This is a genomic window from Streptomyces odontotermitis, assembly GCF_050510915.1.
Classification (GTDB): domain Bacteria; phylum Actinomycetota; class Actinomycetes; order Streptomycetales; family Streptomycetaceae; genus Streptomyces.
Window position 1 is genome coordinate 100,081 of record NZ_JBNJLS010000025.1, and the last position, 22,996, is coordinate 123,076.

A 22,996-nucleotide genomic window follows, 5' to 3' on the forward strand; every position below is an offset into this window, starting at 1 on the left:
GTCGTGTGCGGCGCGCGGCGGTTCAGGCTCCCGGGACCGGGGGCCTGCCCGCCGACGCCGACCAGTGGAAGAGGGCCATGCCGACGCTCGTCGCCAGGTTGTAGCTCGACACCTGGGGCCGCATCGGCAGGGAGACCAGATGATCCGCGCGGGCCCGCAGCGCGGCGGACAGGCCGCTGCGCTCGGAGCCGAAGGCCAGGACGGCGTCGTCGGGCAGCTCGAGGCCGCGGATGTCCTCGCCCTCCGCGTCGAGGGCGAACAGCGGACCGCTCGGCAGCTCCTCGACCGCCATCCGTTCCACGGCCGTCGCGAAGTGCAGCCCGGCGCCGCCGCGTACGACGGTGGGGTGCCAGGGGTCGAGGTTCCCGGTGGTGATCACCCCGGTGGCGCCGAAGCCCGCCGCGAGCCGGATCACCGCCCCCGCGTTGCCCAGATTGCGGGGATCGTCGAGCACGACGACCGGAGTGGCGCGCGGGGTGCGGGCCAGCGCCGCGAGGTTCTCCGCGCGCGAGGGGCGCTCGGCGAGGGCGGCCACCGCCGTGGGGTGCAGCCGCGGCACCAGGGAGCGCAGCGCGTCGTCGGGGACCTCCGTGACCAACTCCGCGAGGCCCGCGCGGACATCGGGGGCGAGCTCGTCGGCGAGGGCCAGGACGGCGGTGCGGTCGCTGCTCAGCACCACCGGGATCCGGGCGCCGAAGCGCAGCGCGTGCTTGATCGCGTGAAAGCCGTCGAGCAGCACGGAGGTCTCGGCGAGCCCACGCCAGGCGCGCAGCGCCCCGTCCACGCCCTCGCCACCCGTCCCGCTCGTGGATCCCATGTGTCCGTTTCCAGCCGTCACGGCGTGAAGCCTACGCGCGTCTCCTCGGCGCTCTCCCGGGCCCGCCCCTCGTCCGCCTGCTCCGCGTGCCCCTCCGTACGACGCTGCCCCGGAAGCCCCGCTCCGCCGCGTGCGAGCACCCGCCCACGCGCGCGGGCAGCCCACCCGCCCACACGCCGCAGGAACGACGTCGGCAGGAACACCGCGTCGGCGGCGATCATCGCGAGCGAGAAGAAGGGCAGGCCGAGGACGACCGCGATCACGGCGTGCTCGCACATCATGGCCGCCAACAGCACGTTCTTCACGCGGCGGTTGATGAGCGTGAAGGGGAAGGCGACCTGCACCGCGACCGTCCCGTAGGTCACCAGCATCACCATCACGCCGTGGTCGGTGAGCAGGTCGGAGAGCGCGGGCCAGGGCGAGAAGTAGTCGAGGTGCAGCGGGTAGTAGACGGCCGTGCCGTCCTGCCAGCGACTGCCCTGGATCTTGTACCAGCCCGCCGTGGCGTAGATCAGACACGCCTCGACCATGATCACGAGCAGGGCCGCGTTGTGCGCAAGCGAGGCGATGACGTCGAGGAGCAGCCGCGCCTTGCCCAGCGACTCCCGCCGCCCCACGGCCCACCACAGGCCGTGCGCCACCCACAGCCCCCAGAACAGCAGCAGCCAGCCGCCGGAGAGCTCACCCATGAACGTCACCACGGAGAGGGCGAGTCCGAGCACCCACCACAGGACGATCCCCACCGGGTCGTCCCCTTGTGCGCGCCTGTTGGCACGCGCGCGTGCCGCCCGCCGCGCGTCCAGGGACCAGACCTGGCCGCAGCGCGTGAACACGAGGTAGATCGCCATGAGATGGATGACGTTGTCGCCGCCGTCGCCCATGAAGATGCTGCGGTTCTGCAGCGAGAGCACGCCGATCATGAAGAGCACGGACATCGCGCGCGTGTGCCAGCCGAGCAGCAGCAGGGCGCTGCTCACCATCGCCAGGGCGTAGACGACCTCGAACCAGAGCCGCCCGTCCGACCACATCAGCGCCGTGAACGCGTGGTTGCTCGCGATGAGCTGCTGGGCCATGTCCCAGTTCCACGGCCCGTCGGGCCCGTACAGCTCGCGCCGGTTGGGGAGTTCGCGCAGCAGGAACAGCAGCCAGGTGGCGGAGAACCCGATGCGGATCACGGCCGTCTGGTACGGGCCGAGACCGGACGCGGTGACGTGGTTGATCCCGCGCGCGAGTCGCTCTGCGAATCGGTTCACCGCTCGTTCCCCCGTGTCTGCCGCTCCTGCGCTGCGGTCTTGGTGCGGGCCTCGTCGCGCAGGGGCATGTCCTCGGGCGTCACCGTCCACCACGGCAGCAGCCGGAGCACCGGCTTGGCGCCGGTCTTCTCGTCACTCCACCGGGGCGGCCGCACATTGGTCGTACGGGAGCGGATCTGGACGCGTTCGATGCGGGCGTCGGGACCGCCCGCCTGCTCGCGGTCGATCCGCATCAGCACGATGCGCCGGACATAACGCTCGGAGAGCTGCCCGCGCAGTCCGCTGGGACGATTCTCCGCGTCGTGCGAACCGACGTAGAAGTCCCAGGCGCGGCGCAGCTCGTTCTGCTGGATGTGGCTGGGCAGCGGATTCCCGTCGATGTCCGCGCCGTCCTGCGCGGACAGGTCGTACCACTCGGTGGTCCTGGTGCCCCCGTCGGCCGTACGGAACTCCGCCCGCGCCTGCACCGCGACGTTCTGCTGCAGCGGGTTGGGCGCGAACAGCTTCCAGTTCTGCTCGAACTCGGGGTAGACCCACCAGTCGACGGCCTCGCTGTGCTTCTTGCTCACCGTGTTCGAGGGCGCGACGTGCAGGAAGACCATCCCGACATGGACGCAGGCCGTGACGGCGATGACCGCGAGCGCCAGGGCCGCCACGAGCTGGTAGCCGAGCGGGAGGCCGGCGATGCCGGGGCGGGGCGGGGCCGGGGGATGAGGCGGAGGGGGAGAGGCAGGAGAGGCAGGAGAGGCGGGGAACGCGGCGGGCGGGGTCGAGGAGCCGGCCACGGGATCGGCCGATGGGTCGGCCGAGGGATCGGCCGCCGCCTCACCGGGCCGGGGGTGCACCCCGTCGTCGTACGCGTCCATTCCGCCCCGATTCCCGTCGCCGCACCGACCCCGGCCGCTGCGCGCCGAGTACCCCAGCGGCCGCTCTGCCGGGCCGCTGCGCACGGGCACGGTACTCAGACCGGCCCGTCAGGCACAGCGTCCGTGAGGTTATCCACAGGGTTGACACCTTATGGCGGCGGCCCGCACCATTGAATTCCAGCGGACCGAACGATCGGTCGGTAGACTGGCCGCAGCGCATGCCCGAGGCGAATGGTCAAAAGGTCGAGGGGGACCGAGATGGCGACACCAGCCGCGCACGCGAAGAACACCGCGGACACGGCGGACGCGACAGGCACCGCGGACACCGCGGCGCTCCAGTCGGCGTTCGACACGGCCGTGGCGGCCGACGAGCGCATCGAGCCACGCGACTGGATGCCCGACGCCTACCGCGCGACGCTGGTCCGCCAGATCGCCCAGCACGCCCACTCCGAGATCATCGGCATGCAGCCGGAGGCGAACTGGATCACGCGCGCCCCGTCCCTGCGCCGCAAGGCGATCCTGATGGCCAAGGTCCAGGACGAGGCGGGCCACGGCCTCTACCTCTACAGCGCCGCCGAAACCCTCGGCACCGGCCGGGACGAGCTCCTGGACAAGCTCCACTCGGGCCGCCAGAAGTACTCCTCGATCTTCAACTACCCGACGCTGACCTGGGCCGACGTCGGCGCGATCGGCTGGCTGGTGGACGGCGCCGCGATCACCAACCAAGTCCCGCTGTGCCGCTGTTCGTACGGGCCCTATGCGCGCGCGATGGTCCGCATCTGCAAGGAGGAGTCCTTCCACCAGCGCCAGGGTTACGAGCTGCTGCTCAGCCTCAGCCGCGGCACCCCGGCCCAGCACGAGATGGCACAGGACGCGGTGAACCGCTGGTGGTGGCCGTCCCTGATGATGTTCGGCCCGCCGGACGACGAGTCCTCGCACTCCGCCCAGTCGATGGAATGGAAGATCAAGCGCCATTCGAACGATGAGCTGCGCCAGCGCTTCGTCGACATCTGCGTCCCCCAGGCCGAGACCCTCGGACTGACGCTCCCCGACCCGGAGTTGAGGTGGAACGAGTCGCGGGGCCACCACGACTTCGGCCCCATCGACTGGTCGGAGTTCCGGTCGGTCCTGAAGGGCAACGGCCCGTGCAACGAACAGCGGATCACCCAGCGCAGGCGAGCCCACGAGGAGGGCGCCTGGGTCCGCGACGCGGCGGCCGCTTACGCCGCGAAGCAGGGCGAGACACAGCGCACCACCAAGACCCCCGGGGAGGCGACGGCATGAGCAGCTCGACCGACTGGCCGCTGTGGGAGGTGTTCGTCCGCTCCCGGCGCGGGCTCTCCCACACCCACGCGGGCAGCCTGCACGCACCGGACGCGGAGATGGCCCTGCGCAACGCCCGCGATCTGTACACCCGCAGAAGCGAGGGCGTCTCGATCTGGGTCGTCCCGTCCACGGAGATCACCGCCTCCTCCCCGGACGAGAAGGACGCGTTCTTCGAGCCGGCCGGTGACAAGCCCTACCGCCACCCGACGTTCTACGACATCCCGGAGGGGGTGAAGCACCTGTGACCGCCCCCGCCCGCACCGAGACCCCGGCCCTCCCCCTCGGCGACGACGCCCTGGTGCTCTCCCACCGCCTGGGAGAGTGGGCGGGCCACGCCCCGGTCCTCGAAGAGGAGGTCGCCCTGGCGAACATCGCCCTCGACCTGCTCGGCCAGGCCAGGGTCCTGCTCTCCCTCGTCGGCGACGAGGACGAGCTGGCGTATCTCCGCGAGGAGCGCGCCTTCCGCAACCTCCAACTGGTCGAGCAGCCGAACGGCGACTTCGCGCACACCATCGCCCGCCAGCTCTACTTCTCCACGTACCAGACGCTGCTCTACGGCCAACTGGCCAGTGGAGAGAGCGAGTTGGCCCCGCTCGCCGCGAAGGCCGTCAAAGAGGTCAGCTATCACCAGGACCACGCCGAGCAGTGGACGCTGCGCCTCGGCGACGGCACCCCCGAGAGCCACGAGCGGATGCAGCGCGGCCTGGACGCCCTGTGGCGCTTCACCGGCGAGCTGTTCCAGCCCGTGCCCGGCCTGGACATCGACGGCCGGGAGCTGAGGGAGAAGTGGACCGCCTCGGTGACCTCGGTCATCGGCGCCGCCACTCTCACCGTCCCCTCCGGCCCGCAGGACGGCGCGTGGGCGGCGGGCGCCGGGCGCCAGGGCCTGCACACCGAGTCCTTCGGCCGCATGCTCGCCGAGATGCAGCACCTGCACCGCAGCCACCCGGGGGCGTCATGGTGACGACCGCGCCCACCCCCCTCGAAGAGCGGCTGCTCGCCCTCGCCGGCTCGGTGCCCGACCCCGAGCTGCCGGTGCTGACGCTCGCGGAGCTCGGCGTGGTCCGCGACGTCCGGGTGAGCGACTCGGGCCGGGTCGACGTCGAGCTCACCCCCACCTACACCGGCTGCCCCGCGATCGAGGCCATGAGCGCCGACATAGAGCGGGTCCTGCACGAGCACGGCATGGCGGACGTCCAGGTCCGCACGGTGCTCGCCCCCGCCTGGTCGACGGACGACATCAGCCCCGAAGGCCGCCGCAAACTGGCCGAGTTCGGCATCGCACCACCGCGCCCGCACACCGCCGAGGGCCCGGTCCCGCTCACCCTCTCGGTCCGCTGCCCGCACTGCGGCTCCACCGACACGGAGCTGCTCAGCCGCTTCTCGTCGACCGCGTGCAAGGCCCTGCGCCGCTGCGTCAGCTGCCGTGAACCCTTCGACCACTTCAAGGAGTTGTGATGGCCCGCTTCCACCCGCTCCGCGTGGCGGCGGTCGACCGGCTCACCGACGACTCCGTGACGCTGACCTTCGACGTCCCGCCCGCGCTCCGCGCCGACTACCGCTACACGCCCGGCCAGCACCTCGCCGTGCGCCGCTTCGCAGAGGGCGACGGTACGGAGATCCGGCGCACCTACTCGATCTGCTCCCCCGCACCCGGCCCCGAACAGCCGGGCGGGCCCGAGCGGTTGCGGGTCGGGGTGCGGCTCGTCGAGGGCGGTGCCTTCTCGACGTACGCGTTCAAAGAGGTGGCCGTCGGCGACGAGCTGGAGGTGATGACCCCGGCGGGACGGTTCACCCTGGAGCCCGCGCCCGGCCGCTACGCAGCGGTGGTCGGCGGCAGCGGGATCACCCCGGTGCTCTCCATCGTCACCACGCTGCTCGAGCGGGAGCCCGAGGCCGCCTTCTGCCTCATCCGCAGCGACCGCACCGCCGCGTCGACGATGTTCCTGGAGGAGGTCGCCGACCTCAAGGACCGCTGGCCGGACCGCTTCCAGCTGGTGACGGTGCTCTCCCGCGAGGAACAGCAGGCGGGGCTCGGTTCGGGCCGCCTCGACGCGGAGCGGCTCGCGTCGCTGCTGCCCGCGCTGGTGCCCGTCACGGAGATGGCGGGCTGGTTCCTGTGCGGCCCGTACGGCCTCGTCCAGGGCGCCGAACGCACCCTGCGCGGCCTGGGAGTCGACCGCCACCGCATCCACCAGGAGATCTTCCACGTCGACGACGCCCCCTCGGCGAGCGTCTCCACGGCCCCCGCCCCCGAGCACAGCACGGTGACGGCGACGCTGGACGGCCGCTCCGGCACCTGGCCCGTACGGGACGGCGAATCCCTGCTCGAGACGGTGCTGCGCAACCGAGCGGACGCCCCGTACGCCTGCAAGGGCGGGGTCTGCGGCACCTGTCGCGCCTTCAAGGTCTCGGGCGAGGTGCGGATGGACCGCAACTTCGCGCTGGAGCCCGAGGAGACCGAGGCGGGCTATGTGCTGGCGTGCCAGTCCCATCCGGCCACCGCCACGGTCGAGTTGGACTTCGACCGCTGATCGTGGACCGGCCATTCCCTTCGCATCCTGGACCGTCCATTCCCTTCCCGTAGAACCTGTTCTATCTTGACGGCCCGTCAGAAATGACCGACCGGTGCGCGGAGGGACAGGCAGTGGACTTCACCTTCACCGAGGAACAGCAGGCGGCCGTCGAGGCGGCGAAGGCGCTCTTCGCCGACGTCGCCCCGGACGGGGTGCCCAGCCCCTCCCTCACCTCCGGCGCCGTCGCGGACGACTTCGACCGCGCCCTGTGGGCCAGGCTCGCCGACGCCGATCTGCTCAGCCTGCTCCTCGCCCCGGAGCACGGCGGCGCGGGGCTCGACGCGATCGCGCTCTGCCTGGTGCTGCGCGAGTCAGCGAAGGTGCTCGCCCGCGTCCCGCTCCTGGAGAGCAGCGCGGCGGCGTACGCGATCCAGACGTACGGCGGGGACGAGTTGAAGCGGTCGGTCCTGCCCAAGGCCGCGCGGGGCGAGCTCGTCCTGACGGTCGCCGCCAACGGCCGCACCGGTCACGACCCCGCCGAACTCGCCGTCACCGCCCGCGAGGACGGCGACAGCTGGCTCCTGGACGGCGTGCAGACGGGCATCCCCTGGGCGCGGAACGCGGACCTCGTCGCCGTCCCCGCCCACACCTCCGGGGGCGACGCCGTCCTCGCTTTCCTGCCCCGCGCCCACGAGGGGCTCACCCTCGCCGAGCAGGTCTCCACCAGCGGTGAGCACCTCGGCGAGCTGCACCTCGACGGCGTACGGGTCGACGGCTCCCAGGTGATCGGGACGGCAGGCGCCTGGGAGTGGCTGCGCCACCTGCTCACGACCGGGACCTGCGCCCTCGCGCTCGGCCTGGGCGAGGGCGTGCTGCGGATGACCAGTGAATACACCAGCAAGCGCGAGCAGTTCGGCTTCCCCGTCGCCACCTTCCAGGCGGTGGCGGTGCAGGCCGCCGACCGCTACATCGACCTGCGCGCCATGGAGGTCACCCTCTGGCAGGCCGCCTGGCGGATCAGCACCGGGGCGAGCGGCGCGCTGCCCGCCGCGGGGGACGTGGCCGTCGCCAAGATCTGGGCGTCGGACGGCGTGCGCCGCGTCGTGCAGACCGCCCAGCATCTGCACGGCGGCTTCGGCGCCGACACCGACTACCCCCTGCACCGCTACCACGCCTGGGCCAAGCAGCTCGAGCTCGCCCTCGGCCCGGCGGCCGCGCACGAGGAGTCCCTGGGCGACCTCCTGGCCGCCCACCCCCTCGGCTAGCGGGCTCCGGGAATCAAGGAGACCGGGAGCATCAGGCCACGAAGCCCGGCTGGCCCTTGTCGTCGACGACGGGCCGGCCGGCGCCCGCCCATGCCTCCATGCCGCCCGCGACGTTCGCCGCTTCGATGCCCTGCTGCGCGAGGTACATCGTGACCTGGGCGGACCGCCCGCCGGACCGGCAGATCACATGAACCCGGCCGTCCTGCGGCGCCGCCTCGGTCAACTCCCCGTACCGCGCGACGAATTCACTCATCGGAATGTGCAGCGCACCCTCGGCGTGGCCCGCCTGCCACTCCTCGTCCTCGCGAACGTCCAGCAGAAAGTCACCGTCCGAGAGATCGCCGACCGTGACCGTGGGCACCTGTCCAAAACTCATGCCCCGACGCTACCGGACCACCCGGGGACGATTCACGGCGGACGTTCCGGAGGGACGCTTCAGCGGGCGTCCGGCTTCGGAGGGGACGCTTCAGCGAGCGTCCGGCGCCGTCAGCCGCTCCAGCTCGGCCTCCCGCTCGGCGACCTGCGCGAGCAACTGCTCGGCGATCTCCTCGAGCAGCCGGTCGGGGTCGTCCGGGGCCAGCTTCAGCATCGCCCCGATCGCACTCTCCTCCAGCTCCTGGGCCACCGCCGTCAGCAGCTCCTTGCGCTGGGAGAGCCATTCGAGACGGGCGTACAGCTCCTCGCTGGGGGTCGGCCGCTGCTCCTCCGGCACGGGCCCGGCCGCCCACTCCTCGGCGAGCTCGCGCAGCGCGGCCTCGTCGCCGAGCGCGTACGCGGCGTTGACCCGCGCGATGAACTCGCCGCGGCGCTCCCGCTCCTGCTCGTCCTGCGCGAGGTCCGGGTGGGCCTTGCGGGCCAGCTCGCGGTAGAGCTTGCGGGCCTCGTCGCTGGGCCGCACCCGCTGCGGCGGCCGCACCGACTGCCCGGTCAGCATGGCGCCGGCCTCCGGCGAGAGCCCGTCCGCGTCCATCCAGCCGTGGAACAGCTCCTCGACGCCGGGCATCGGAAGGACCCGCGCCCGCGCCTCCTCCGCCTTGCGCCGGTCCTCGGGGTCACCGGTGCGCGCCGCCGTGGCCTCGGCGATCTGCGCCTCCAGCTCGTCCAGGCGCGCGTACATCGGGCCGAGCCGCTGGTGGTGCAGGCGGGAGAAGTTCTCCACCTCGATCCGGAAGGTCTCCAGCGCGATCTCGTACTCGATCAACGCCTGCTCGGCGGTCCGCACGGCCCGCGCGAGCCGCTCCTCGGGCCGCTCCCCGGCGTCGCGCTGCCCCGTGGGCGCGGTCTCACCGGCGTCCGGCTGCGGCCCCGTGGGCCCGGCCTCCCCGGCATCCGGCTGCGGCCCCGCGGAGGCGTTCTCACCGGGCTCGCGCCCCGCACCTGAAGCGGGTTGCCCGACCTCCGAAGGGGGCTCCCCCGAGCCCGTCTCAAGGGGCTCAGCGGGCGTCTCGGGCGGCGTCGGCTCGGCTTGCGGGGTCGTCACCCGTCCAGCCTAGGCCACCGCCCAGGACCCCCTCCCCACGGCCACAGCACCCGCCCCGGCCGAGCCCCGCACCCGCCCAAGGGCGACCGCTCACCGAGTCAGCAGGCGCGCCACCTCACCACCAGAGCACCCCAGTCGGCAGACACGCGCTCCCCCGCACCCCCATGCCCCATCACACCCCCAACTCCGCGGCCACCCGCCCCTCCCGGACCGCCCGCACCAGCCGCGCGTGGTCCGCCTCCGTGCGGTCCGCGTAGGTCACGGAGAAGCGGGCCACGGCCTCGTCCAGCTCGTCGTTCTTGCCGCAGTACGCCGCGATGAGGCGCGGGTCGGCGCTGTGCGCGTGCGCGCGGGCCAGCAGGGCGCCCGTCATGCGGCCGTAGTCGTCGAGCTGGTCCGCGGCGAGCGCCGCCGGGTCGACACTGCCCTTGCGGTTGCGGAACTGCCGTACCTGGAACGGCCGTTGCCCGATCGTCGTCCAGCCGAGCAGCACATCGCTGACCACCTGCATCTGCTTCTGCCCGCGCACCACCCGGCGCCCCTCGTGCACCACCGAGGGGCTCTTGAACCCGGCCACCGGCAGCTGCGGCAGCAGCGCCGAGGGCCGCGCCTCCTTCACCTGCAGTACGAGCGCCTCGCCCCGGTGGTCCAGGAGCAGCGCCACATACGACCTGGTCCCCACACTCCCGGTGCCCACGACGCGGAACGCCACATCGTGCAGCGCGTACCGCGCGAGCAGCGGCAGCCGGTCCTCCGGCACCGTGCCCAGATACTCCTCGAGGGCCCCGCCCACCGCGGCCGCCTCCGCGTCCGGCACCCGCCGCAGCACCGGAGGCGCGTCCACGAACCGCCGGGTGCCGTCCTCCAAGGTCCGCGTCGACTTGGCCGCGAACCGCGCGCTCGTGTTCCGCCGGGCCTTCTCCGAGACCCGCTCCAGCGTGCCGAGGAGGTCCCTGGCGTCGGTGTGCGAGACGAGCTCCTCGTCCGCGATGGCGTTCCACGCGTCCAGGGCGGGCAGCTTCGCCAGGACGCGCATGGTCCGGCGATAGGCGCCCACCGCGTCGTACGCCGCCTCCCGGCAGACGTCCTCACCCGCGCCCGCCTCACGCCCCGCCAGCACCAGCGAGGCGGCGAGCCGCTTCACGTCCCACTCCCAGGGGCCGTGCACCGTCTCGTCGAAGTCGTTGAGGTCGATGACGAGTCCGCCCCGCGCATCCCCGTACAGCCCGAAGTTGCCCGCGTGCGCGTCGCCGCATATCTGGGCGCCGATCCCCGTCACGGGCGTGCGCGCGAGGTCGTACGCCATGAGTCCGGCGGAGCCGCGCAGGAAGGCGAACGGGGTCGCCGCCATCCGCCCGTTCCGTATCGGCACGAGGTCCTCGATGCGGCCGCGGCTCGACTCCTCCAGCGCCGCCACCGCGTCCGGCCGCGCGGCGTCCTGCTCGAACTCCGCGTGCGCGGACCGCGCGACGCGCTCCCGCAGCGCCTTGCCCTCCGCCTTGGGCGAGACCGCCCCGGCCGCCGAGACGTCCGCGAGCCCCCGCACCCGTGGCAGCCGCGCCCCCGCCGCCCCGGCCCGCTGACCCGGAACCACCGCACCGCCGTCGACCATGGCCAACCGCCCCCGTCTCCCCTCCGCGCGCACCCGCCGTGCGACTCCGCGTGACAATGAAGGTACTCGCCGCCACCGACAACGGAGCCGGTCCGGCGCCTCCTTCATACGAAGGACAGGACGCCCCCGGACCCTCCGCGGATCACCGCACGGCGTGGTCCGTACCTGAGAGACTCCTCACACCCGAGAACGCACAAAAAACGGTCCTCATCGTGATCACGATGAGGACCGTTTCGCTGTGCGCGAGGGGGGAGTTGAACCCCCACGCCCTTGCGGGCACTGGAACCTGAATCCAGCGCGTCTGCCTATTCCGCCACCCGCGCATTGGGTGTGTCTCCCGGCTCCCTCCCCGTGGGGCGAGCGCCTGTCGACATCCAGAAGATTAGCACGCTGCCGGGGGTGGATTCACATCCCTTTCCGCAGGGCATCCGCCCCCGGGGCGCCTCCCGCGGTCCCGATGGCCGAGAGGTCCACAGCCGGGTGCGGGACACTGGCTTCAGGCCCCCTCTACGATCCCTGGGAAGACCCTGAAAAACCGGGGCACCGACTAGGGGTCCCCTCAGGGGCCGGGAAGGGTCCAGGAGCCTTCTGAACGGGCATGCTGCGGGCATGCCTTGTGAGAGGCGACACTCGTCGACTGGGCGGACAGGGGGAACCAGCCGATTTCCCGGCGCGTGGATACGATCAGTAAGCAGTACCAGGACGACAACGACGGAGGAGGTGCCCCATGGGAGTCCTGAAGAAGTTCGAGCAACGACTCGAAGGTCTGGTCAACGGCACCTTCGCCAAGGTCTTCAAGTCCGAGGTCCAGCCCGTCGAGATCGCCGGCGCCCTGCAGCGCGAGTGCGACAACAACGCGACAATCTGGAACCGCGAACGGACCGTGGTCCCCAACGACTTCATCGTGGAGCTCAGCGCGCCCGACTTCGAGCGCCTGAGCCCCTACTCGGGACAGCTCGGCGACGAACTCGCCGGGATGGTGCGCGACTACGCGAAGCAGCAGCGCTACACCTTCATGGGCCCCATCAAGGTCCACCTGGAGAAGGCCGAGGATCTCGACACCGGCCTGTACCGCGTGCGCAGCCGCACCCTCGCCTCCAGCAGCTCCCAGGCCGGTGCCCCCGCGACACCGGCCCCGGCCCCGGCGAGCCCCGCCCCCGGAAACCGCGCGCCCGGCGGTGGCTACGGATACCCGCAGCCCTCCGCCGCCCCTCCCATGCCGGCCGCGCCGCCTCCCGGCGGCCGTCCCGGCGGGCAGGCGCCGCAGCGTCCTCAGGGACCGGGACCCGGCGCCCTGCCGGGCGCCCAGGTGCGGCGCTGGATCGAGATCAATGGAAATCGCCATCAGATCTCCCGCCCGACGCTGGTGCTGGGACGCAGCACCGACGCCGATGTGCGGATCGACGACCCCGGCGTATCGCGCCGGCACTGTGAGATCCGGACCGGAACGCCCTCGACGATCCAGGATCTCGGGTCTACCAACGGCATCGTGGTAGACGGGCAGCACACCACCCGCGCTACGCTCCGCGACGGCTCGCGGATCGTCGTGGGCAGCACCACCATCATTTACCGGCAAGCCGAAGGGTGAAGCGGGGGCAATGTCAGAGCTGACCCTGACGGTCATGCGGCTGGGTTTCCTGGCCGTTCTGTGGCTGTTCGTGATCGTGGCCGTCCAGGTCATCCGCAGCGACCTGTTCGGTACGCGCGTCACGCAGCGTGGATCGCGCCGTGACAGCGCGCGCCCGCAGCAGGCCGCCCGCCAGCAGCAGGCCGCGCCTCCGCAGCAGCGCCAGCAGGGCGGCGGCGGTGGCCGCCAGCGCCGCGGCGCCCCCAGCAAGCTGGTCGTCTCCGAAGGCAGCCTGACGGGCACGACGGTTGCCCTGCAGGGCCAGACGATCACCCTGGGCCGGGCACATGACTCCACGATCGTGCTGGACGACGACTACGCCTCCAGCAGGCATGCCAGGATCTACCCGGACCGTGACGGCCAGTGGATCGTCGAGGATCTCGGGTCCACCAACGGCACGTATCTCGACCGGACCCGACTCACCACCCCGACGCCCGTTCCCCTTGGCGCGCCGATCCGCATCGGCAAGACCGTCATCGAGCTGCGGAAGTAGTACGACAATGAGCGAGCGGAGCGAGCGAGCCGACGCGGTCCAGGACTTGGACGCCAGCGCGCTCCCGACCGGAGGGTGGGCACCGTGCGGATGTACCCGGAGCCGACGGGCGAGGTGCGCATGAGTCTGTCTTTGCGCTTCGCCGCCGGATCGCACAAAGGCATGATCCGGGAGGGGAACGAGGACTCGGGCTACGCCGGTCCCCGTCTCCTCGCCATCGCCGACGGCATGGGGGGCCAGGCCGCGGGTGAGGTCGCGAGCTCCGAGGTCATCTCGACGCTCGTGACGCTCGACGACGACGTACCGGGCTCGGACATCCTCACGTCGCTCGGCACCGCCGTGCAGCGGGCCAACGACCAGTTGCGCCTGATGGTCGAGGAGGACCCCCAGCTCGAGGGCATGGGCACCACCCTCACCGCCCTCCTGTGGACCGGTCAGCGCCTCGGCCTCGTGCACGTCGGCGACTCCCGCGCGTACCTCCTGCGGGACGGCGTCCTGACGCAGATCACCCAGGACCACACGTGGGTGCAGCGCCTCGTCGACGAGGGCCGCATCACCGAAGAGGAAGCCACCACCCACCCGCAGAGGTCCCTCCTCATGCGCGCCCTGGGCAGCGGCGACCACGTCGAGCCGGACCTCTCCATCCGCGAAGTCCGCGCCGGCGACCGGTACTTGATCTGCTCGGACGGTCTCTCCGGCGTCGTCTCGCACCAGACGATGGAGGACACCCTCGCCAGCTACCAGGGCCCCCAGGAGACCGTGCAGGAGCTCATCCAGCTCGCGCTGCGCGGCGGCGGCCCCGACAACATCACGGTGATCGTCGCCGACGTCCTGGACATCGACAGCGGCGACACCCTCGCGGGCCAGCTCTCCGACACCCCCGTGGTCGTCGGCGCGGTCGCCGAGAACCAGCTGCAGGCCCAGGACAGCGACGCGATGCAGACGCCCGCGGGCCGCGCCTCGGGCCTCGGCCGCCCGGTGCCGCCCCAGCCCTCCGGCGGCGGCTTCGGCCCGCCCGGCAGCGGCGACACCACGGGCTACGTCCCCGAGGGCGGCTTCTCCGCCTACGGGGACGACGACTTCGTGAAGCCCGGCGGCCGCCGGAAGTGGCTCAAGAGATCCGCGTACATCGCGCTCGCGCTCGCCGTCGTGGGCGGCGGTCTGTACGGCGGCTACCGCTGGACGCAGACCCAGTACTACGTGGGCACGAAGGACAAGCACGTCGCGCTCTACCGCGGCATCGACCAGGACCTGGCCTGGGTCAGCCTGTCGAAGGTCGAGAAGGACCACCCCGAGATCGAACTCAAGTACCTGCCGCCGTACCAGCGCAAGCAGGTCGAGGGGACCATCCCCGAGGACGATCTGAAGGCCGCCCAGAGCAAGATCGAGGAGCTCGGCGTGCAGGCGTCCGCGTGCCGCAAGGAAGCGGACCGCCGCGAGGCCGAGCGCGACAAGAACGCGAAGACGGGCGAGGGCGAAGCGGGCGGCACCACCGGCATCAAGCAGACGCCGACCCCGAACCCGACCACGAGCGGCGACGCCGACAAGAACAAGAAGACCGACGACAAGGCCAAGACCGAGCCGCCGACACCCACCGACAGCCCCAGCTTCACTGAGGAAGAGAAGAAGCTGGTCTCGCTGTGCGGTAAGCAGTAAGCAGCCGTTGGGGGCCCCTGCACACCATGAGCAGTAGTACTACGCATACGTCGACGATCGGCGCGATCGGAGCGCCCAGCCGGCGCAACACCGAGCTCGCGCTCCTCGTGTTCGCCGTCATCATCCCCGTGTTCGCGTACGCCAACGTGGGCCTGGCCATCGACGACCAGCTCCCCGCGGGGCTGCTCGGCTACGGCCTCGGCCTCGGCCTGCTCGCGGGCGTCGCGCACATCGTGGTGCGCCGCTTCGCGCGCTACGCCGACCCGCTGCTGCTGCCGCTGGCGACGCTGCTCAACGGCCTCGGCCTGGTGGTCATCTGGCGCCTGGACCAGTCGGAGCGGCTCCAGCAGCTGCCCAACTTCAGCGCGGCGGCGCCGAACCAGCTGATGTACTCGGCGATCGGCATCGCGCTGTTCGTCGGCGTGCTGCTGCTCCTCAAGGACCACCGCGTCCTGCAGCGCTACACGTACATCTCAATGGTCGCGGCCCTGGTCCTGCTGCTCCTGCCGCTCGTTCCGGGGCTCGGCCTCAACATCTACGGCGCCAAGATCTGGATCCACGTCGGCGGATTCTCCATCCAGCCCGGCGAGTTCGCGAAGATCGTCATCGCGGTCTTCTTCGCCGGCTACCTGATGGTGAAGCGCGACGCCCTCGCCCTGGCCAGCCGCCGCTTCATGGGCCTCTACCTGCCGCGCGGCCGCGACCTCGGCCCGATCATCGTCGTCTGGGCGATGTCGATCCTCATCCTCGTCTTCGAGACCGACCTCGGTACCTCGCTGCTGTTCTTCGGCATGTTCGTCGTCATGCTGTACGTGGCCACGGAGCGCACCAGCTGGATCGTCTTCGGCCTGCTGATGTCCGCGGTCGGCGCCGTCGCCGTGGCGAGCTTCGAGCCGCACATCCAGACGCGTGTGCAGGCATGGCTCGACCCGATGCGCGAGTACAAGCTCAGCCAGGCCGGTGTCCAGGACGGCGTCGTCCACTCCGAGCAGGCCATGCAGGCCCTGTGGGCCTTCGGCTCCGGCGGCACCCTCGGCACCGGCCTCGGCCAGGGGCACTCGGACCTGATCAAGTTCGCCGCCAACTCCGACTTCATCCTCGCCACCTTCGGCGAGGAGCTCGGGCTCGCCGGGATCATGGCGATCCTGCTGATCTACGGCCTGATCGTGGAGCGCGGCGTGCGCACCGCGCTCGCGGCCCGCGACCCCTTCGGCAAGCTGCTCGCGGTCGGCCTGTCCGGCGCCTTCGCCATCCAGGTCTTCGTGGTCGCGGGCGGCGTCATGGGCCTGATCCCGCTGACGGGTATGACGATGCCGTTCATCGCGTACGGAGGTTCGTCGGTCATCGCCAACTGGGCGCTGATCGGCATCCTGATCCGGATCAGCGATACGGCGCGCCGTCCGGCGCCCGCCCCCGCAGCGAACCCCGACGCCGAAATGACCCAGGTGGTCCGACCGTGAACAAGCCCCTGCGTCGGATCGCGCTCTTCTGCGGGTTCCTCGTCCTCGCCCTGCTCGCCCGGGACAACTGGCTCCAGTACGTGAAGGCGGACACCCTCGCCAAGGACGAGGACAACCGCCGCGTCACCATCGAGCGCTACGCCCAGCCGCGCGGCGACATCATCGTCGACGGCAAGCCCATCACCGGCTCCAGGGCGACGCCCGGCAACGACCTCAAGTACAAGCGCACCTGGAAGAACGGGCCGATGTGGTCGCCCGTCACCGGGTACGCCTCGCAGCGCATCGGCGCCACCCAGCTCGAGTCCATCGAGGACGACATCCTCACGGGCAACAGCGACCGCCTCTTCTTCCGCCGCAGCCTCGACATGCTGACCGGCAAGAAGAAGGAGGGCGGCAATGTCGTCACGACCCTCAACTCGGCGGCGCAGAAGGCCGCTTACGAGGGTCTGAAGGGCCGCGGCAAGGGCGCCGTCGCCGCGATCGACCCGTCGACGGGCGCGATCCTGGCGCTCGCCTCCACGCCGTCGTACGACCCGTCCAGCTTCGCCGGGAACACCAACAAGGAAGCGGAGACCTTCCAGGACCTGGACAAGGACAAGGACAAGCCGATGCTGAACCGCGCCCTGCGCGAGACGTATCCGCCCGGCTCCACCTTCAAGGTGGTCACCGCGGCGGCCGCGCTCGAGCACGGCCTCTACAACGGCATCGACTCGCCCACCAAGTCCCCGCTGCCCTGGACGATGCCGGACACGCACACGGAGCTGAAGAACGAGGGCCCGATCGACTGCAAGAACGCCTCGCTGCGGCAGGCGCTGCGGGTGTCGTGCAACACGGTCTTCGGCAAGATCGGCTCGGACCTCGGCAAGGACAAGATGCTGGAGACGGCCGAGAAGTTCGGCTTCAACTCCGAGCAGTTCGTCCCGGTCCGCTCGAACGCCTCCAACTTCCCCGAGAAGATGGACCGCCCGCAGACGGCCCTCTCCTCCATCGGTCAGTTCGAGACGGCCGCGACGCCGCTGCAGATGGCCATGGTCGCCTCGGCGGTCGCCAACGACGGCACGCTCATGGAGCCGTACATGGTCAGCGAGCTGCAGGCGCCGAACCTGGACGTCGTCGAGAAGCACTCGCCGAAGGAGCTGAGCAAGCCGCTCTCCAAGGAGAACGCCCAGAAGCTCCAGGAAATGATGGAGACGGTCGTCAACGAGGGAACGGGAACCAACGCCAAGATCTCCGGCGTCACCGTGGGCGGCAAGACCGGTACGGCTCAGCACGGCATCAACAACAGCAAGAACCCGTACGCCTGGTTCCTGTCGTACGCGAAGACCGACTCCGGGTCGCCGGTCGCCGTGGCCGTCGTCGTCGAGGACTCCAAGGCGAGCCGCGGCGACATCTCCGGCGGCGGTCTGGCCGCCCCCATCGCGCGGGACGTGATGAAGGCGGTCGTCGAGAGCAAGAAGTGACCCGTGTCACGCCCCCTCCACATCGGTGCACGTTGCGGTACCGGTCCGGTATCGGGTGACGGTCGCGGCCGGGTCACGTAAGGCGAGCCGGGTACGGTATGCCCGGACAGCACACCGCCGGACCACACAACGGTGCGGTCGGGACCGACGGAGAGGGCTGGATTAGCTATGGAAGAGCCGCGTCGCCTCGGCGGCCGGTACGAACTGGGCCAGGTGCTCGGCCGCGGCGGGATGGCGGAGGTCTACCTCGCGCACGACACCCGCCTCGGTCGCACCGTGGCGGTGAAGACGCTCCGCGTCGACCTCGCCCGCGACCCGTCGTTCCAGGCCCGGTTCCGCCGTGAGGCCCAGTCGGCCGCCTCGCTCAACCACCCGGCGATCGTCGCGGTCTACGACACCGGCGAGGATTACGTCGACGGGGTCTCCATCCCGTACATCGTGATGGAGTACGTAGACGGCTCGACCCTCCGGGAGCTTCTCCACTCCGGCCGCAAGCTCCTGCCGGAGCGCGCCATGGAGATGACGATCGGCATCCTCCAGGCCCTCGAGTACTCCCACCGCAACGGCATCGTCCACCGCGACATCAAGCCCGCGAACGTCATGCTGACGCGCAACGGCCAGGTCAAGGTCATGGACTTCGGCATCGCCCGTGCGATGGGCGAGTCCGGCATGACGATGACGCAGACGGCCGCCGTCATCGGCACGGCGCAGTACCTGTCGCCCGAGCAGGCGAAGGGCGAGCAGGTCGACGCCCGCTCCGACCTGTACTCGACGGGTTGCCTTCTGTATGAGCTGCTGACGGTCCGACCTCCATTCGTGGGTGACTCTCCGGTCGCGGTGGCCTATCAGCACGTACGGGAAGAGGCACAGCCCCCGTCGGTCTTCGACCCCGAGATCACGCCCGAGATGGACGCGATCGTTCTGAAGGCCCTGGTCAAGGACCCCGACTACCGCTACCAGTCGGCCGACGAGATGCGCGCCGACATCGAGGCCGCACTCGACGGCCAGCCGGTGGCGGCCACGGCGGCGCTCGGCGCGGTCGGCTACGGCGGCCACCCCGACGACCAGCAGACGGCGATGCTCCGCCCCCAGAACGGCGGCCAGCAGACCTCCATGCTCCCCCCGGTCAACCCGGACGACGGCGGCTACGGCTACGACGAGGGCGGCCACGGCCGCCGCCAGAAGAAGAGCAGCGCTTCTACTTGGTTGCTGATCCTGGCTGGGCTGTTGGTGCTTGTGGGCGCGATCCTCATCGGGAAGTGGGTGGTCAGCGACAGTGGGAACAGCAACAGCTCGCTGAAGGCGCCGAACCTCGTGGGCGAGAAGCTCGAAGAAGCCAAGAAGACGGCGAGCAACGTGGACCTCACCGTCGAGGTGGGCGAGCAGAAGCCGTGCGAGAAGTACCCCAAGGGGCAGATCTGCGATCAGGATCCCGGGGCTGACGCCAAGGTGAAGAAGGGCGACACGATCACGGTGACCGTGTCGACGGGAGCGCCGAAGGTCGCGGTGCCGAACGTCATCGGCATGGACGTCGACAAGGCCACGGAGAAGCTGGAAGACGACAAGTACCAGTTCGACGTCAAGACCAAGTCTGTCGAGTCCACGCAGCCTGAGGGACAGGTCCTCGAAACGAACCCGTCCTTCGGGGATGAAGTGGAGAAGGGCAGCAAGATCACGCTGTCCATCGCCAAGGAGAAGGAGCAGAAGCAAATCCCCGACGTCACCGGCCAGACGTACGAAGACGCGGTCAAGCGGCTGACCGAAGAAGGCTTCAAGGTCGGTACCAAGACAGAAGTCGCCAGCGACACCGTCGAAGAGGGCAAGGTCATCACGACGACCCCTGCCCCGGGCGTGCAGGCCGACCCCGGCTCGAGCGTGAACATCCAGGTCGCCAAGAAGAAGGAAGACCAGCCCGTCACCGTCCCGACCCTCACCGGGCAGAAGCTCAAGGACGCCCGTAAAGCCATCGAGGACAACGGACTGGTGGTCGGCCAGATCAGCGGCTCCCAGGACGACAACGCCCTGGTGATCTCGTCCACGCCGAACGGCGGCGAGCAGGTGACCGAGGGCACCCAGATCAACCTCGTCACCGTGGGCGGCGGCGGTGGCCCCGGCGGCAACAACGACCAGGGCCAGACCGGCGGAGACGGCGAGGACGACGGAGGGGGCGGCGGCGGCCTCTTCGGCTGACACCGACGCCCGGCCCCGGCCGACACACCACGGAGCCCCGGCCCCCTGTTGAGGGGGCCGGGGCTCCGTCGTACGAAGACCTACCGTTCAGCGCAGCTCCGCCGGCGGCGTCCTCTTGTTGTCCACCTTCTCCACCCGCTCCAGCTCGCCCCACACCACATAGCGGTAGCGGGACGTGTAGACCGGCGTGCACGTCGTCAGCGTGATGTAGCGGCCCGCCTTCTTCTTGCCCGATTCCTTGGGGATCTGGTCGAGGACGCGGACGTTGAACTTCGAGGTCTCCGGGAGCGTCGCGAAGACCTTGTAGACGTACCACTTGTCGCGCGACTCGAAGACGATCGGGTCGCCCTTCTCGATCTTGTTGATGTTGTGGAACTTCGCGCCGTGGCCGTCGCGGTGGGCGGCGAGCGTGAAGTTGCCCGACTTCGCGTCCGGCAGGGCCGACTTGACCGGCTCGGTGTAGTAGCCCGCGACGCCGTCGTTGAGGGTCTTGGTGCTGGTGCCCTTCTTGACCAGGACCTCGCCGCCGCTCATCGAGGGGACATGCAGGAAGCCGATGCCGTCCTTCGTGTTGAGCGCGCCCGGGCCCTTGGACGCCCAGTGGTCGCGCACCTTGTTGCCCTGCTTGTGGGCCTCGCGGTCGGCGACCACGTTCGTCCACCACAGGGAGTAGACGACGAAGAGGGCGAGCAGCACGCCCGCCGTGATCAGGAGTTCGCCGAAGACGCTGACCGCCGTCGCTATGGGGCCGCGGGCGTTCGGTCGCCGCGGTGGCGTCGTGGAGGACTCCACGCGCTCGGCCCGCTCGTCCTCGTCCTGGCCCGTCGTGGGTGCCACGTCATCTGCCCCGTCTGTCCGTCACCTGTCGGCTGGTCCCGCTAGTCGACGAGCGCGCTCGGCTTTCCCTTGCTGCGCGGCCGTTCCTCGACCATCTTGCCCCAGACGATCATTCGATACTTACTCGTGAATTCCGGGGTGCAGGTGGTCAGTGTGATGTACCGGCCCGGCTCCGTGAAGCCCGACCCCTTTGGGATGGGGGCGATGACTCCCGTATTGCCGGGGCTGGTCTGCGGGAGGATGCTCGCCATCTTGTAGACGAAGTACTTGTCCTGCGTCTCTACGACGATCGGGTCGCCGGGCTTGAGGTGGTTGATGTAGCGGAACGGCTCGCCGTGCGTGTTCCGGTGCCCGGCCACCGCGAAGTTGCCCTTCTTCGCGTCCGGCATCGGCGTCTTGGTGGAGCCCTCGCTGTAGTGGCCGACCATGCCGCGGTCGAGCACGTTCGGCTTGCTGATGCCCTCGGCGATCGGCACGACGACATCGAGCTTGGGTATGTGCATGATCGCGAAGCCCTGGCCCGGCTCGAAGGCATCCGGCTTGCCCTTGCCCTTGGCCCAGCTGTCCTGGAGGTCATGCGTGGCTCTGTTCGCCTGCTGATGCGCGCGGACGTTCGTCCACCACAGCTGGTACGTGACGAACAGCAGCATCAGGACGCCGACCGTGATGAACAGCTCGCCGACGGCACGGCTGGCCACGGCGGCCGGGCCCGGCTTGCGGGCCCGTTCGGCCCGGCGGGCCTCGACCCGGGACAGCGGAGCACCCGTTGAGGCGGGTCTCGCGCCCCCGACGGCGCGGCGGCCGCCGCGCTTGGCGGCCTTGCGGCGGGCGGCGCGGCCCTCGCTCTCGCTCTCGCCGTCGCTCTCGACGGCACGGCGCGTGTCCGAGGTGCGCAGCCCGACGGTCTCGTCGTCGAACTGCTCAAGCTGCTCCAGCTGCTCGAACTGCCCGAATTCCTCGGGCTGCTCGGGCTGCTCGGGCACGGATATGGGTTCAGATATGGGCTCAGGCGCGGGCTCAGCCACGGGCGGCGCTTGAGGAGCCGCCTGCTGCTCCCCGTACCAGTCCTGCACGTATCCCTGTGGGTCGTACCACTCGGGTTCCGGCTCCTGCGGCAGCTCCTGCTGCCGCTGGCCGCTGCGGAACCACGGCGACGGGTGCTGGCCGGGCAGGGGGTCCGTGAGCGGGTCGTCCAGACCGTTCACGGCCGCCTCGAACGTGCCGCGGTCCCCGTACGAGGAGGGGTACTCCTCCTCGTACGGGGACCCGGAGTCACGCTCGGGGCGAAGGGCCGTCACGCCGAGGCCCTGCCCACCACCGGGGCCAGGCCGCTCGACCGCTCGACGGCCCCCGTGTCTCCGCACTCCACCAGCCAGTTGGCCAGCATCCGGTGGCCGTGCTCGGTGAGGACGGACTCGGGGTGGAACTGCACGCCCTCGACGGGCAGTTCGCGGTGGCGCAGGCCCATGATGATGCCGTCCTCCGTGCGCGCCGTGACCTCCAGCTCGGCGGGGACGGTCGGCGGCTCGGCGGCCAGCGAGTGGTAGCGGGTCGCGGTGAACGGGGACGGGAGCCCGGCGAAGACGCCCTTGCCCTCGTGCGTGACCGGTGAGGTCTTGCCGTGCAGCAGCTCGGGGGCGCGGTCCACCACGCCGCCGTACGCCACCTGCATCGACTGCATGCCGAGGCAGACGCCGAAGACCGGCACCCCGGTCGAGGCACAGTGCCGCACCATCTCCACGCAGACGCCGGCCTGCTCGGGCGTACCGGGGCCGGGCGAGAGCAGTACGCCGTCGAAGCCGTCCTGGGCGTGCTTCAGCTCGACCTTGTCGTTGCGGAGCACCTCGCACTCGGCGCCCAACTGGTACAGGTACTGGACGAGGTTGAAGACGAAGCTGTCGTAGTTGTCGACCACAAGGATGCGGCTGGGGGTGCTGGGAGTACTCACTGGCCGTCCACCGTCACGTCGTTGAAGGGGAGGAGCGGTTCCGCCCACGGGAAGATGTACTGGAAGAGCACATAGATCACCGCAAAGACGAGCATCAGGGAGAGCAGCGCCTTCACCCAGGCGTTTCCCGGCAGATGCCGCCAGATCCAGCCGTACATGCCGTCCCTTCCGTCGCTCTACGGCACCCAGA

At 70.6% G+C, this 22,996-nt stretch carries 22 protein-coding genes and 1 tRNA gene; 12 read left to right on the forward strand and 11 right to left on the reverse strand.

Annotated elements, in window-relative coordinates:
• Window positions 1-22: 22 nt before the first annotated feature.
• The 3 genes from ACQB60_RS40280 to ACQB60_RS40290 are packed head-to-tail and all read right to left on the reverse strand — an operon-like array spanning window position 23 to window position 2,936.
• Window positions 23-817 carry a TrmH family RNA methyltransferase gene (locus tag ACQB60_RS40280; protein ID WP_496931063.1) on the reverse strand — a complete coding sequence of 265 codons (795 nt, stop codon included), beginning with the start codon at window positions 815-817 and terminating at the stop codon, window positions 23-25.
• Window positions 818-834: 17 nt separating this feature from the next.
• Window positions 835-2,070, reverse strand: a complete 1,236-nt coding sequence (locus ACQB60_RS40285) for an HTTM domain-containing protein (RefSeq protein ID WP_496931064.1) — start codon at window positions 2,068-2,070, stop codon at window positions 835-837.
• Window positions 2,067-2,936: a DUF5819 family protein gene (locus ACQB60_RS40290; protein ID WP_496931065.1), complete on the reverse strand. Its 870-nt coding sequence runs from the start codon at window positions 2,934-2,936 to the stop codon at window positions 2,067-2,069. Before ACQB60_RS40290 ends, ACQB60_RS40285 begins: the two co-directional genes overlap by 4 nt.
• Window positions 2,937-3,194: 258 nt before the next feature.
• Here ACQB60_RS40290 and paaA point away from each other — a divergent pair, with 258 nt between their 5' ends.
• The 6 genes from paaA to ACQB60_RS40320 all read left to right on the forward strand — a co-directional run bounded on the left by paaA (window position 3,195) and on the right by ACQB60_RS40320 (window position 8,043).
• A complete protein-coding gene (paaA, locus tag ACQB60_RS40295) occupies window positions 3,195-4,220 on the forward strand; it encodes a 1,2-phenylacetyl-CoA epoxidase subunit PaaA (protein WP_496931066.1) in 1,026 nt (341 codons plus the stop codon).
• Complete coding sequence (paaB, locus tag ACQB60_RS40300; RefSeq protein WP_384829287.1) at window positions 4,217-4,507, forward strand: 1,2-phenylacetyl-CoA epoxidase subunit PaaB; 291 nt, start codon at window positions 4,217-4,219, stop codon at window positions 4,505-4,507. Before paaA ends, paaB begins: the two co-directional genes overlap by 4 nt.
• Entirely contained in the window at window positions 4,504-5,226 is a 723-nt protein-coding gene (gene paaC / locus ACQB60_RS40305; RefSeq protein WP_496931067.1) for a 1,2-phenylacetyl-CoA epoxidase subunit PaaC, read from the forward strand. The genes paaB and paaC overlap by 4 nt, the downstream gene beginning before the upstream one ends.
• Entirely contained in the window at window positions 5,220-5,720 is a 501-nt protein-coding gene (gene paaD, locus ACQB60_RS40310; protein ID WP_384829284.1) for a 1,2-phenylacetyl-CoA epoxidase subunit PaaD, read from the forward strand. The genes paaC and paaD overlap by 7 nt, the downstream gene beginning before the upstream one ends.
• Window positions 5,720-6,796, forward strand: coding sequence for a 2Fe-2S iron-sulfur cluster-binding protein (locus ACQB60_RS40315; protein ID WP_496931068.1), 1,077 nt, complete (start codon window positions 5,720-5,722; stop codon window positions 6,794-6,796). The genes paaD and ACQB60_RS40315 overlap by 1 nt, the downstream gene beginning before the upstream one ends.
• A 113-nt stretch (window positions 6,797-6,909) precedes the next feature.
• The gene (locus tag ACQB60_RS40320) at window positions 6,910-8,043 is read left to right on the forward strand and encodes an acyl-CoA dehydrogenase family protein (RefSeq protein WP_496931069.1); all 1,134 of its coding nucleotides are present in this window, start codon (window positions 6,910-6,912) and stop codon (window positions 8,041-8,043) included.
• 31 nt (window positions 8,044-8,074) lie between these two features.
• On the opposite strand, the gene ACQB60_RS40325 is transcribed toward ACQB60_RS40320, so the two are convergent.
• The 4 genes from ACQB60_RS40325 to ACQB60_RS40340 form a co-directional block, all read right to left on the reverse strand.
• Window positions 8,075-8,404, reverse strand: a complete 330-nt coding sequence (locus tag ACQB60_RS40325; RefSeq protein ID WP_496931091.1) for a rhodanese-like domain-containing protein — start codon at window positions 8,402-8,404, stop codon at window positions 8,075-8,077.
• Between the two features lie 105 nt (window positions 8,405-8,509).
• Window positions 8,510-9,523 (reverse strand): J domain-containing protein, encoded by a 1,014-nt coding sequence (locus ACQB60_RS40330; RefSeq protein ID WP_496931070.1) that lies wholly within the window; start codon window positions 9,521-9,523, stop codon window positions 8,510-8,512.
• 172 nt (window positions 9,524-9,695) lie between these two features.
• A complete protein-coding gene (locus ACQB60_RS40335) occupies window positions 9,696-11,135 on the reverse strand; it encodes a DUF2252 domain-containing protein (protein ID WP_496931092.1) in 1,440 nt (479 codons plus the stop codon).
• A 239-nt stretch (window positions 11,136-11,374) separates the two neighbouring features.
• A tRNA-Leu gene (locus tag ACQB60_RS40340) sits at window positions 11,375-11,458 on the reverse strand.
• 404 nt (window positions 11,459-11,862) lie between these two features.
• On the opposite strand from ACQB60_RS40340, the gene ACQB60_RS40345 reads away from it, so the two are divergent.
• From ACQB60_RS40345 to pknB, 6 genes are all read left to right on the forward strand, one after another.
• On the forward strand, window positions 11,863-12,723 hold the full coding sequence (locus ACQB60_RS40345; protein WP_496931071.1) for an FHA domain-containing protein: 861 nt from the start codon (window positions 11,863-11,865) through the stop codon (window positions 12,721-12,723).
• Window positions 12,724-12,733: 10 nt separating this feature from the next.
• The gene (locus tag ACQB60_RS40350; RefSeq protein ID WP_496931072.1) at window positions 12,734-13,255 is read left to right on the forward strand and encodes an FHA domain-containing protein FhaB/FipA; all 522 of its coding nucleotides are present in this window, start codon (window positions 12,734-12,736) and stop codon (window positions 13,253-13,255) included.
• 120 nt (window positions 13,256-13,375) lie between these two features.
• A complete protein-coding gene (locus ACQB60_RS40355; RefSeq protein ID WP_496931073.1) occupies window positions 13,376-14,911 on the forward strand; it encodes a Stp1/IreP family PP2C-type Ser/Thr phosphatase in 1,536 nt (511 codons plus the stop codon).
• A 26-nt stretch (window positions 14,912-14,937) separates the two neighbouring features.
• Entirely contained in the window at window positions 14,938-16,371 is a 1,434-nt protein-coding gene (locus ACQB60_RS40360) for an FtsW/RodA/SpoVE family cell cycle protein (protein ID WP_496931074.1), read from the forward strand.
• Window positions 16,368-17,831: a peptidoglycan D,D-transpeptidase FtsI family protein gene (locus tag ACQB60_RS40365; RefSeq protein WP_496931075.1), complete on the forward strand. Its 1,464-nt coding sequence runs from the start codon at window positions 16,368-16,370 to the stop codon at window positions 17,829-17,831. The genes ACQB60_RS40360 and ACQB60_RS40365 overlap by 4 nt, the downstream gene beginning before the upstream one ends.
• 168 nt (window positions 17,832-17,999) lie before the next feature.
• The gene (gene pknB / locus ACQB60_RS40370; RefSeq protein WP_496931076.1) at window positions 18,000-20,021 is read left to right on the forward strand and encodes a Stk1 family PASTA domain-containing Ser/Thr kinase; all 2,022 of its coding nucleotides are present in this window, start codon (window positions 18,000-18,002) and stop codon (window positions 20,019-20,021) included.
• A gap of 87 nt (window positions 20,022-20,108) precedes the next feature.
• Here the strand turns inward: pknB and ACQB60_RS40375 are convergent, their stop codons facing one another.
• Genes ACQB60_RS40375 through ACQB60_RS40390 form a run of 4 tightly spaced genes read right to left on the reverse strand, consistent with a single transcriptional unit; the run spans window position 20,109 to window position 22,964 of the window.
• Window positions 20,109-20,858: a class E sortase gene (locus tag ACQB60_RS40375; RefSeq protein ID WP_496931077.1), complete on the reverse strand. Its 750-nt coding sequence runs from the start codon at window positions 20,856-20,858 to the stop codon at window positions 20,109-20,111.
• Between the two features lie 41 nt (window positions 20,859-20,899).
• The gene (locus ACQB60_RS40380) at window positions 20,900-22,156 is read right to left on the reverse strand and encodes a class E sortase (protein ID WP_496931078.1); all 1,257 of its coding nucleotides are present in this window, start codon (window positions 22,154-22,156) and stop codon (window positions 20,900-20,902) included.
• A complete protein-coding gene (locus tag ACQB60_RS40385) occupies window positions 22,153-22,806 on the reverse strand; it encodes an aminodeoxychorismate/anthranilate synthase component II (RefSeq protein WP_496931079.1) in 654 nt (217 codons plus the stop codon). The genes ACQB60_RS40380 and ACQB60_RS40385 overlap by 4 nt, the downstream gene beginning before the upstream one ends.
• Window positions 22,803-22,964: a hypothetical protein gene (locus ACQB60_RS40390; protein ID WP_496931080.1), complete on the reverse strand. Its 162-nt coding sequence runs from the start codon at window positions 22,962-22,964 to the stop codon at window positions 22,803-22,805. Before ACQB60_RS40390 ends, ACQB60_RS40385 begins: the two co-directional genes overlap by 4 nt.
• Between the last annotated feature and the right edge of the window lie 32 nt (window positions 22,965-22,996).